Here is a 12,648-nt window from a genome sequence, read left to right as displayed (position 1 = left end):
CGTTCTGAGGAAGGCACACGACTGACGTCCCACCGGGTATGAACACGCGTTAAGGGCCTTGTCCAAATCGGGGCAAAGCCCTTTTTGTCTTGCGGTTAGCCAACACCTTTAGTGCATGTAGACATTAACGTCGGAAAGCCCAAAATCGCTGCCGGCTCGAATGGTCTGTGGAAACAAATAATTTGATTGCTTAGTATCGGACTTCTGTGATATTGTGCGAAAAAGTACGTCAAACAGTTTGCAGAACAATCTCGGCGCAAATCTGCGAAATTGCCGTTCAAGGTTTTTGTAAGGATCAAGTCTTACACTCTTAAGCTTGGAGGAGGCAGTTCATCATGTTACTTTCTCGCCGCCGTTTTCTTAAAACTTCAATTCGCGTCTTTGCATTGTTATCGCTCTCGGCCGTGCCCGTCTACTACGTCGATCCCGTACGGGCTGACGGCAGCATCGGCAACGTTGCGGCCGGCACTAACCCATTTGTCGTCGCGGTCAACCCAATATCGAACAAGATCTATGTCGCTAATAACGGCAGCAACACCGTGACCGTGATCGACGGCACTAACAATTCGACCGCGACGATTGCGTCCGGCTCTAACCCGTGGGCTTTGGCGGTCAACCCGTTGACGAACAAGATCTATGTCGCCAATTCAGGGAGCAACAACGTAACTGTCATCGACGGCACGAACAACTCGACAATGACAGTCGCGGCCGGTTTTACGCCCTATGCCGTGGCAGTCAACCCCGTGACCAACAAGATCTATGTTGCTAATTATGACAGTAATAATGTGACGGTGATCGACGGCACTAACAACTTGACGACGGTTGTCGCGTCCGGCAGTGGCCCGTGGGCCGTTGCGGTAAACCCGGTGACGAACAAGATATATGTAACCGATCGCGGGAGCAACAACGTGACTGTCATTGACGGAACGGACAACTCATCCGCGACGGTTGCAACCGGCAGTACCCCTTATGCTGTAGCCGTCAACCCGGTGACGAACAAGATATATGTTGCTAATTTCAGCAGTAACAACGTGACTGTCATCGACGGCACTGACAATTCGACCGCGACGGTCCCGGCCGGCAGTGGCCCGGCGGCTGTGGCGGTCAACCCGGTGACGAACAAGATCTACGTGGCCAACTACACAACTATCGGCAGCGTGACGGTCATCGACGGCACCAATAACTCGACAGCGACCGTCGCGGCCGGAACACTCTCTCTTGGCGTCGCGGTCAACCCGGTAACGAACAAGATCTATGTCGCGAATGCGAACAGCAATAACGTGACGGTGATCGACGGCACTAACAACTCGACCGCGACGGTAGCGGCCGGAGTAGGTTCACGGGCCGCAGCAGTCAACCCGGTGACGAATAAGATTTATATCGCTAATTACTTCAGTATCAACGTGACAGTGATCAGCGGCGACGGCAACTCGACGGCGACCGTCGCTGCTGGCACTACTCCATCTGACGTGGCGGTCAACCCGGTAACGAATAAGATCTATGTCGCTAATTTTGGCAGTAACAATGTGACTGTCATCGACGGCACTAACAATTCGACCGCGACGGTCGCGGCCGGCACCCAACCTGTTGCCGTAGCCGTCAACCCGGTAACGAACAAGATCTTTGTCACCAATTTAGGAAGTAATAACGTGACTGTCATCGACGGCACGAACAATTCGACCGCGACGGTAGCGGCCGGCACCAATCCGAGGGCGGTGGCGGTCAACCCGGTGACGAACAAGATCTATGTCAGCAATGGAGTAAGCAATAACGTGACAGTGATCGACGGCACTAACAACTCGACCGCGACGGTAGCGTCCGGCACTGGCCCCTATGCCGTAGCCGTCAATCCGGTGACGAACAAGATCTATGTTGCGAATCAGAACAGCGCCAACGTGACGGTCATCGACGGCACGAACAACACGACCGCGACTGTCGCGGCCGGCACGACTCCCATCGCATTGACGCTCAACCCGGTGACGAACAAGATCTATGTTGCGAATGAGAACAGCGCCAACGTGACGGTCATCGACGGCACGAACAACACGACCGCGACGGTCGCTGCTGGTTCGACCCCCTTTGCCGTGGCAGTCAACCCGGTGACGAACAAGATCTATGTTGCGAATCAGGTCAGCTCCAACGTGACGGTCATCGACGGCACGAACAATTCGACCGCGACGGTAGCTGCGCCTTTTACCCCCTATGCGGTGGAGGTCAACCCGGCGACTAACAAGATCTATGTTGCTGATTTAGATAGTAATAATATGACGGTGATCGACGGCACGAACAACTCGACTTCGACTGTTGCGGTCGGATCGTTTCCCAATCTCTTTGCGGTCAACCCACTGACGAATCAGATATATGTCGCCAATCGAACCGGTAACAACGTGACGGTCATTACTCCGGCCCCGACCAACGCGATCCCTCTCAATACGGCCATCACGCCGCTTGCCGGAATGACAACGTCGAGTTACGCTCCGACGTTTACGATGACGGCGACATCTACATATTCGCCGACCGCACCTCCGCCGCAGAATATCTATTATCAAGTGGACACGGCGAACGGAACGTGGAGCAGGGCAACGAACACGGGCAGCACGTCAACGACCGTCACCGCGACCGCCCAAACCGGCGTGCTGCAAAACGGCCTGCACACGATCTACTTTTTTGCCTCGGACGGCTCGGACGGAACTTCGATAAACCCCAACCGCCCCGCCGAGAGCGGATATCGCTCAATTTGGGGCCGTATGGGCTTTACGAAGACGTTTGAAGCCCTCGCCCCGGAATCAAGCCCAGTCATCGGCGGCATCAACTCGTACATCTTCCGGGTTATAGCATCCCCGACCGCCGCCGGCGTGACCGTCGCGGGTCGCGTCACCACTGCAAACGGCATCGGCGTCAGAAATGCCGTTGTGCAGTTGACTGACAGCCTGGGAGCCACCCGCCGTGCGGTCACTAGTGCATTCGGCTATTACCGCTTTGACGACGTCGAGGTCGGCGGGACCTACACCGTCGCGGTCGCGAGCAAGCGGTTTACGTTCATCCCGCGGATCATATCCCTGAATGACGCGATCGAGGATCTCGATTTTGCGGCTCAGTAGGCTACGTTTCGCAGGTAACTAAAGGCCCCGGGTTTGAATGCCCGCGGCCTTTTTTGTCTTACTTTTAAACCTCGCTATAGCTTATGCAGGCGTCAGTTCGGATCATCGAACGGCATCATCACTGCGGCGATTTTGACGGCGACGGCAAGGCCGATCCCGGCGTTTTCCGGCCGACCTCGACCAACTGATATATCAATCGCTCGACTGCCGGCATCCTGATCAATCAGTTCGGCCAGACCGGCGACCTGCCGGTGCCGAATGCGTTTGTGAGATAGCGTCGTTTGAGGTTTGAATCACGGCCCGTTCCGGCTATCGGCGCGGGCCGCTTTTTTGTAGTGAGAATATATTTGCACTATGTGACGCCAGTCACATATATTGCCTGAAACAGGCATACGATGGAGTTAAATAACATCGGCGCAATATGCAGTTTCGCCGGGGCGAACAAGGCCGCGAGTTAACGCAACTTCCGGTCGGGGTCACTAGCTCCAAAAGCATTCCAGCCGTCCCGGCCGGGAAACGGTTGGAGGTATGAGTCGCCATGTTGAAAAAATATGCAAGTTCAAATTTCCGTCGGATCGTAGTCATTATCATCGCGGCAGTAGCCGTATCGCTCTACCTTATTAACGCCGCAGGCTCGGACGCTGCGGCTTTCTCATTTGTGAGTGACGACGGGCGAAAGCTTTCGCCCGCACCCGAAATAACGTGTGCTCCGCCGCCGACGGGCCTTGTCAGTTGGTGGCCCGGAGATGACGATACCAATGATCAGACGGGTTCAAATCACGGCGTTATTGTAAACGGCGCTACATACGTTGCGGGCAAGGTCGGACGAGCGTTTGATTTCGGCGGCAATACTGATTACGTGCAAGTCGCGGCACCGACCGGACTCCCGTTGAGCAATGCACCACGCACGATGATGATGTGGTTCAAAACGCCGACGACTTGGGGCGATACCCATCAAGTAATAATGCAGTACGGCGGCAATGCACAAGGTTCCAAGTTTGGCCTTTTCACTCCAAATTACTACAATCGTGCGCTCTCATTTTGGGGCGAAAGCGCGGATCTGGCCGGAGCCACACCATTGCAAAATGATACCTGGTATCACGGAACGGTCACATATGATGGAAACGTGATCACGCTTTTTCTGAACGGACAGCTCGAAGCGTCACACAGCTTTGGTCTTAATACCCAACTAAACGCGGGCGGCTTTATCATCGGCCGAACCGGGCCAGACAATATCACTTCTGAGTGGAACGGATCCGTTGACGAAGCGATGATGTTCGATCGTGTTCTTACTCAAACCGAGATCCAAGCCATATATGATGCGGGTTCGGCGGGCGCTTGCCGCTCGTGTACTCCGCAGGCTGCCGACATAATTTCGCGTTGGGGAGCGGAAAACAATTCATTAGACGCTATCGGTCTGAATAATGCGGTTCTTAACGGCAATACAAATTTTGTGTCCGGAAAGGTCGGGAACGCGTTCAACCTCGATGGCAGCGGCGACTTTGTACAGGTTGCCGTTCCAAACGGGTTACCGCTTGGCAACGATGCACGCACGATGGAACTTTGGTTTCGCACGCCGATCGATCTGTCGGTATCAACTGAGGCCGGAATAATTCAGTACGGAACTGCCTCTACCGGCAGTATGTTCGGACTGATCACCTCGGGAAACGCACCGGGCAAACTGTATTTTTATGGACACAGTGCTGATCTGGCCGGTACCACGACGATACTGCCGAATACCTGGTATCACGCGGCCGTAACTTTTGATGGGACAACTCTCAAGCTTTATCTGAACGGACAGTTGGAAAATCAGGCTGCAATGACGCTTAACACCGTACTTGAGAGTCACGGACTGTCGATGGGCTATCGGATCGGCGGGGCATATTGGAATGGACAGATCGACGAACCGGCGATCTACGGACGAGCACTTACGGATACCGAGATCCGATCTATTTATGACAGCGGTAACGCAGGTAAGTGCTCTGCCTGCTCGCCGGCACCAACCGGGCTCGTAAGCTGGTGGCGGGGATCAAACAATGCTATCGACATTATCTCGGGCAACAACGGCACGTTGCTCGGCGGTGCGGGCTATGCCGACGGCAAGGTCGGCAGGGCTTTTAGCTTTAACGGCACGACCGCAACGGTCGACGTGCCGGATAATAATTCTCTCGACGTCACCACAGAATTTTCGTTGGCCTCGTGGGTCAAGCCTGAGGTCATCCCGACATACCCGAACGGGGCACTGGTGATGTCAAAGGTGGGACCGATCTCAAATCTCAACGGGTATCAGTTAACGCTGACCAACATTGAAGGCGTCAATAAGATCTGGTGCGGCTTTAACACCGGCGGCGGTTGGCCGCAATATACGGCGACGGGCGGTTCGGTGCCGATCGGCGCTTGGACACACGTTGCCTGCAGTTACGATCACGATACGCTCAGAGTTCTGCAGGACGGACAGGTTGTCGGGTCAACACCCATCGGCCCGGTCACGGTCATTAATACATCGTCAAATCTCAAACTCGGCAGCGACGATGTCGGTATGCAGTTTTACAAGGGACTTATCGACGAGGCGATGGTGTTTAATCGTGCATTGACGACGCCTGAGATCGCCGAGATCTTTAACACGGGCTCGACCGGAGTATGTATCCCGAACCTGGGACGGGCATACGTGCCGAACTCAGGCGATGCAACCACATCGGTCATCGATATTGCGACCAGCAGCGTCGTCGCGACGCTCACAAATAGCGCAATGCCCCAGCAATCGTTTGTAACGGTAAGCGACGACGGTTCGCGGCTTTACATACCGCAGGTGTCGTCGGGTAATATTTCGGTTTTCGATACGGCGAACGATTCGTTGATAAATACGCTGACCGTTCCAGGCACAGTACACGGTGTGGCGGTCAATCCGGCCGGCACACGGATCTACGTGACGGAGCGCGATGGCAGTAATGTCCGTGTTCTCGACACAACGACGGGTGCGATACTTGCCACGATACCGGTCGGTTCTAATCCGTTTGCGATCGCGGCAGCTCCCGATGGTAGACACGTTTACGTAGGAAATTACGGCGGAACGGTCTCGGCCATTGACACTTTCGACAACAGTGTATTCACGATCCCGGTTGGCGGCATCGCCTACGGCGTCGCGGTCTCGCCGGACTCGTCAAGGGTTTATGTGTCGGTAATGAGTGCAAACAACATAGCCGTGATCGACGCCGGGTCAAATGCAATAATTGCCAACATTTCACATCCGACCCCGCGAGTCATCGCGGTAAACGCCGCCGGTACGCGGGCCTATGTCGCCGGTGGTTCGACCGACGTACTCCAGATCGATACCGCAACTAACCAAGGCACTCTCATTCCGGTCGGCCGCTCGACCGAGGGCATCTCGGTAAGTGCGGACAGCACCCGCATCCTGGCGGCCGCGGCGACATCAAACACGGTTGTAAGCATTAACGCGGTGACACATTCGGTCATCGATATTCCGGTCGGCAGTTCGCCGTATGCAATGGGAACGTTTATCGCTCAACATATCGGCGCGGCCGCCGCGACGCCGGGGTGTGCCGCCCGTCCGACAGGAATGAACGCGTGGTGGCGAGCACAATCAAACGCTCTCGACCGTCTAAAACTCGACCACGGCACGCTTCTCAACGCCGGCGGCTACTCGGTCGGAAAAGTCGGTCAATCGTTCAATTTTCAAGGCGTGTCAAATTCGGGAGTAACGATTCCCCACAGCACCCAGCTTGGTGTAAATTCGACCGGTTTTACGAGCGAGTTTTGGATGAAGAGCAACGGAGCTCAGCCCGAATCATTGTCGTCCATTATTGATAAATCGCACGGTTTTGCCGACTCTACCGGATGGGTATTCACCGCGTTTTCGGGCGAAGGTGGTGTTGTTCACTTCGCTATTGGACGAGGCGGTGCAGGAACGTCCGACTTTGCGGAGGTTGTATCGATCGCCAATGCTCTCGACGGAAATTACCATCACATTGCCGGGGTTTGGGACGGTGCCAGCATGGCGCTGTATGTTGACGGATCTTTTCAAGGTTCAACCCCAATGACTACGCCTGCAAATAACACGAGACCGCTGAATCTTGGCTTTGCCTGGGGCGGCGGGTCACCGACGAGATACTTTAACGGAAAGATCGATGACCCGGCAATATACCGCCGGGCATTGGCCGCAAACGAGATCAAGGCGATATACCAGGCCGGCAATCTCGGCAAATGCGTCGGTACACAGACGATGGCGGATATGGACGGTGATATGTGGTCTGATCTGGCGATCTTTCGCCCGAATGGCGCAAACGGTGCCGAGTGGTGGTGGCTCAAGTCGACCGGCGGCAACGGTGCCGTGCAGTTTGGTGCCGCGGCCGATACGATCGTCACCGCCGACTATACCGGCGATGGCAAGACGGACATTGCTTTCTGGCAGCCTTCAACCGGATTCTGGTATGTACTGCGAAGCGAGGATGTCACATATTACGCCTTTCCGTTCGGAGCTTCGGGCGATATTCCGACTCCGGCTGATTTTGACGGCGACGGAAAGGCCGACCCGACAGTTTTCAGAGCGTCGAACACGACCTGGTACATCAGCCGTTCGACCGGAGGAACGGGCATCACACAGTTTGGTGCTGTCGGCGACAAACCTGTTATCGAAGATTACGACGGCGACGGAAAGGCCGACATCGCGGTATTTAGGCCAAACGGGACGGGAGGTGCCGAATGGTGGATAATGCAGAGCTCGGGCGGCGTTTTTGCCACACAGTTCGGCCGACCGACCGACCGTGCCGTGCCGGCCGACTACACCGGCGACGGCAGGGCCGACATCGCCTTTTGGGATCCGGCGACCGGATATTGGTTCATCCTCCGAAGCGATGATTACTCATACTACGCTTTCCCGTTCGGTGCGGCGGGCGATCTACCCATTCCTGCTGACTATGACGGCGACGCCAAAGCGGACGCCGGAGTTTACCGACCGGCGACGTCCAACTGGTTCATAAGTCGTTCGCGGGACGGTCTGCTGATCCAACAATTCGGCTCGGTCGGTGACGTCCCGGTGCCGAACGCATTTGTCAGATAGCGTCAATATGTAGTCTTGGCACCACGACAATGCCCGCCCCGAATTGGGGCGGGCATTGCATCGTATTGCAAAACTCTTCGCAGAATGTGACGGCTGTCACTGCGATCATTTGAAACAAGACTACGATCGTTTTGGTTATCCTCGGCATTTACGAAGCCGATATCATCGGCTCAGACGATATGCTCGGTCGTGACATTTCACGTCGGCAAACGGCAAATCGATGATGTTTTATTGCTCTTATCTTAAAGCCGAAAACCTCGACGCAAGATAATTTAAGCCGAAAAATTGCTATTACCGAGCGAAGCGTCTGTGCTAGGATGGGACGTTAGCTCAATTATTTCGTTATCTACCGTCGAACACGGATCCGCGTCGGGTCCATCCAAATCCGGAGGTTGCAGCTCAGATGAAAACAAGAGGGATCAAGATCGTCTGCCTATTGGTTTTTACGGCGATCGGCGTTGTTAGTCTTATGACGGGCAATGGGCTTGTCGAGAAAGTAAGTTCGATCTCGTCAGGGCCGCCCGCCGGATTTTCGGGTGCTCCGGACGAGAATAATTGTGCGGCGTGCCACTCCGGACCGACGCCGAACGGGCAGTTTGAGATCCTCGATGCACCGACCTCATACCGGCCCGGACAGACTTACCAATTGCGGGTCCGTCATACTAATGCCGATGTGACGCGCTTGCGTTGGGGATTTGAGATGACGGGACTTGCCGGGCAGACTGCGGCAGGTACTTTCGGGAATCTTGGAGCAAACACTCAGGTCTTATCCGAAGACGGACGCACATACATCGAGCAGACACTTGCCGGCACGTTTACTGATCAAACCGGAGGAGCACTTTGGACCGTAAATTGGATAGCTCCCGCGGCAAACCTCGGCCCTGTGACGCTCTACGCCGCCGGAATCCAGGCCAATCACGCCGGCGGCCCGAGCGGGGACCAACCTTACACGACCAATGTCACAATGGCCGCACCGCCCGCGACAGCCTTTGATTTTGACGGCGACAGCAAGTCGGATGTTTCGATATTCAGGCCTGCAGCCGGTGAGTGGTGGGTGTCCAAGAGCAGTAACGGAGGGAATTTTGCGACGCAATTCGGTTCATCGGCGGACAAGACGGTACCGGCCGATTACACCGGCGACGGTAAGGCCGACATCGCGTTTTTTCAGACGTCAACCGGATTTTGGTACGTGCTGAGGAGCGACGATCTTACATTCTATGCGTTCCCGTTCGGCACCGGCTCCGATGTGCCTGCTCCGGCGGATTATGACGGCGACGGCAAGGCGGACGCGGCAGTATTCAGGGCGTCCACCGCAACCTGGTATATCAGCAATTCCGGCGGCGGCACTACCATTCAGCAGTTCGGTTTGACGACCGACCTGCCCGTCCCGGCGGATTACGACGGCGACGGCAAGACGGATATTGCCATATATCGGCCAACCGGAGCGAACGGCGCCGAATGGTGGATACTTAAGAGTACCGGAGGTTCGTTCGCGACACAGTTCGGACTGCCGACCGATAAGGCCGTTCCGGGCGATTACACCGGCGACGGCAAGGCCGATGTCGCATACTGGCGGCCATCGACCGGCGAATGGTTCATACTCCGAAGCGAAGACCTGACATTCTACGCATTCCCGTTCGGGTCGGGCACCGACGCGGCAGTTCCGGGAGATTATGACGGCGATGGTAAGACCGACGCGGCCGTTTTCCGCCCGTCCAGCTCGACCTGGTACCTCAACCGTTCGACCGCCGGAGTGCTGATCCAGCAGTTTGGCCAGAGCGGCGATCTACCCTTGCCGAATGCGTTTGTGCGATGACCTAGACGCAGAATTCGGAGCGCGGACAGTTCCCTGGATTACTTGCACGACCGCATACAGATGAGAATTTGGGGGTTGTGGGAGTGAGGCCGTCTGTGCCGGACGGCCTCGGTCTGGTCTTACAGTGCAACGGTGGGTCAGCGGAAGTTCGAAGATCAAAACCGTGCTACGACGCCGACCTTTGCAGATCGCGGCGAGCCCGGCGAAATATTATTGTTGCCGTCAGCGTTGGCAAAATAGCGAACGTTCGTCAGATTGTCGATATTTGCCTGCAAACGCCATTTCTCGTTGATATTGTAATAAACCGCCGCGTCCGCCCGAAAATATCCCGGCAAGACGACCGTATTGTCGATCGCCGCAAACATATCCGAGCGATAGATCAGTCCGATGCCTGCACTCAAGCGGTTCGTAAAGGAGTATTTATTCCACCACGAAACGGTATTATGCGGCACCTGAGCAGCCTGTTTGCCTGCGGCAGCACTCGCGGTGGCAGATGTGATGCGTGCATTCTGCCAGGTAAATCCGCCCGATGAAACCCATTTTGGCGAAAAGCTACCGGTGACGCCAAACTCAAATCCCTCGCTCCGTTGACTGCCGGTCTGGATGATCGCCGTCGGGTCATTGGGGTCGACCGAACGTGTGTTTGTACGATCGAGCCTATAAATGGCCGCCGTCAGGTAAAGACCGCGGGCGAGATCCCACTTGGCTCCGGCCTCGTAATTCGTAAACTGCTCGGGCTTGACCTGCTGAGTGATGTTTGTAAGCGATGCGAACTGATCGCCGGAACTTGGCAGAAACGACACGCTATAACTCCCGTAAAGCGAGAGTTCGGCGAACGGTTTGATTACAGCACCGAATCGCGGGCTAACGAGACGATCCACGCGACTGAGTGATGACGCCGTGCGGTCGTTAAAATACTTGAGCCCAAAATAGTCAAAGCGAACACCGGCGATAAGCTGCAAATAGCGCGAAACCGCGATCTGATCCTGAATATACGCGGCACCGAGATAGAGCCTGAGATGATTGTCGGCGTCGGTCGCACTCTGGCGAAATGTGACCGGCATATTGGTCTGCGGCCGATCGTATGCGACTTGCGTTGACGTCGTCAAATTATTGAAATATCCCGTTTGGCGAAAGTTGCGCGTCCGCTGAGTGCCAAACTCGGTGCCGAACGCAAGCGTGTGACGGATCTTGCCCGTTTTGACATCGTATATCAGGTCAGTCTGGTTAAAGAGATTGCGGCGATGGGCCGAGTTGTTGTAGGCCGAGAGCGTAACCAGCGTTTTAAGTGCATTGACCGCACCCGGAACGTAATTTTGATAAAAGCGTTCGTAGTCGCCGTAATTAGTACGATTACGGACGATAAGCCTGCCAAAAACTCGATCGATAGATGCCGTAAAAATATTAACGTCGGCTTTAACGCGGCTGTTGTCGGGGTCGCCGTAATATGTCGAGATCGGAACGTCCGCAGGACGACCGGCAAACGAAGATATCCCGCGATCGGCGATGCGGCGGTCGCGTAGATACTCATAGCCGAGCGTTATACGAGTTTTGTTGTCGGGCAGAAATGTGAGCGTCGGGTTGATGCCTACACGGTTTGAATTTACAGATTTGCGAAAGCTGTCCGCACCCTCGTAAAGGCCATTGACGCGAAGAGCTAACCGTTTGCCAAGCGGTTGATCGATGTCCGCTGTAAACCGGCGTTGAAAGTACGACCCAAGGCTCGCCGTGAAATCACGGATCGGCGTAAATCCGGCCTCTTTCGTGACCCGATTGATCACGCCGCCGCCACCTCCACGGCCAAAGACCATTGCATTAGACCCACGGATCGTCTCGACACGGTCGAGATTATACAGATCGCGATAGTACTGCACATCGTCGCGGACGCCGTCACGGAAAAAGTCAGCACTGCTGCGATTACCGCGAAATATCACATCGTCGCGATTATTCTCGCCCTGATGGGCAGAGACGCCCGGCACGTATCGAACGACATCCGCAATGCCGGACATCATCTGGTCACGCATCTGCTCGGACTTGGTGACAGTGACCGACTGCGGCACGTCGCGAAGCGATGTAAAGGTCTTAGTGGTCGATTGGATCGCAGCCACCAAATATATCGGGCTGTCAGAAACGGTCACCGTCGCCTCTGCCGGCCCAACCTCGAGTACTATCGTACCGAGATCGACATTACCGCCGCTCAGGCCGATCCGGCGGACATCGCCGCTAAATCCCGACGCGGAGATCCGAAGTTCGTGAGCACCGTTTGAAAGTGCGATCGAAAATCGACCCTCGCCATCGGCCGCGGCCGAAACCGCATCCGAACTCACCGCCGCCCCGGCGATCGACGCCCCCGAACGGTCGACGACCACACCTGTGACCCGATTTGAACCAACCTTATTCTGTGCCGACAATGCCGACGCGATCGCAATGATCAATAAGGCAGCGACGGTAGATCGGCTGATAAGTGTTCGGTAATAATGCGGACCTTTGGTAATATGCACCAGCTGGTTAAATGTTGCCTGAAGGATCTGTCTGAATTTCATAATTTGTACTCTGAGACTCCCTTGCCGCCGATGGCCACGCTAGCCGCTAAAAGCGAATGGACTAAGCAGATTGACTTGGGACTATCGATTGTCGATCTCTTATTGAAAGCG

At 55.4% G+C, this 12,648-nt stretch carries 4 protein-coding genes; 3 read left to right on the top strand and 1 reads right to left on the bottom strand.

The annotated features are described in order from the left end of the window. The first annotated feature begins 335 nt into the window (after nucleotides 1-335). From IPQ00_16235 to IPQ00_16225, 3 genes are all read left to right on the top strand, one after another. Nucleotides 336-3,101: a hypothetical protein gene (locus IPQ00_16235; protein ID MBL0242113.1), complete on the top strand. Its 2,766-nt coding sequence runs from the start codon at nucleotides 336-338 to the stop codon at nucleotides 3,099-3,101. Nucleotides 3,102-3,639: 538 nt separating this feature from the next. Continuing rightward, nucleotides 3,640-8,178, top strand: coding sequence for a VCBS repeat-containing protein (locus IPQ00_16230; protein MBL0242112.1), 4,539 nt, complete (start codon nucleotides 3,640-3,642; stop codon nucleotides 8,176-8,178). Between the two features lie 403 nt (nucleotides 8,179-8,581). Beyond that, nucleotides 8,582-9,994, top strand: a complete 1,413-nt coding sequence (locus IPQ00_16225) for a VCBS repeat-containing protein (protein MBL0242111.1) — start codon at nucleotides 8,582-8,584, stop codon at nucleotides 9,992-9,994. A gap of 155 nt (nucleotides 9,995-10,149) precedes the next feature. On the opposite strand, the gene IPQ00_16220 is transcribed toward IPQ00_16225, so the two are convergent. After that, nucleotides 10,150-12,537, bottom strand: coding sequence for a TonB-dependent siderophore receptor (locus IPQ00_16220; GenBank protein ID MBL0242110.1), 2,388 nt, complete (start codon nucleotides 12,535-12,537; stop codon nucleotides 10,150-10,152). Between the last annotated feature and the right edge of the window lie 111 nt (nucleotides 12,538-12,648).

Source organism: Chloracidobacterium sp. (assembly GCA_016720705.1).
Lineage (GTDB): Bacteria > Acidobacteriota > Blastocatellia > Pyrinomonadales > Pyrinomonadaceae > OLB17.
Note: the sequence above shows the minus strand (reverse complement) of the source record. Positions and strands in the feature narration are given on the sequence as shown.

Coding starts and splice junctions, on each gene's coding strand:
- IPQ00_16235 (MBL0242113.1), top strand. CDS start 336: ATGTTACTTTCTCGCCGCCGTTTTCTTAAAACTTCAATTCGCGTCTTT.
- IPQ00_16225 (MBL0242111.1), top strand. CDS start 8,582: ATGAAAACAAGAGGGATCAAGATCGTCTGCCTATTGGTTTTTACGGCG.
- IPQ00_16220 (MBL0242110.1), bottom strand. CDS start 12,537: ATGAAATTCAGACAGATCCTTCAGGCAACATTTAACCAGCTGGTGCAT.
- IPQ00_16230 (MBL0242112.1), top strand. CDS start 3,640: ATGTTGAAAAAATATGCAAGTTCAAATTTCCGTCGGATCGTAGTCATT.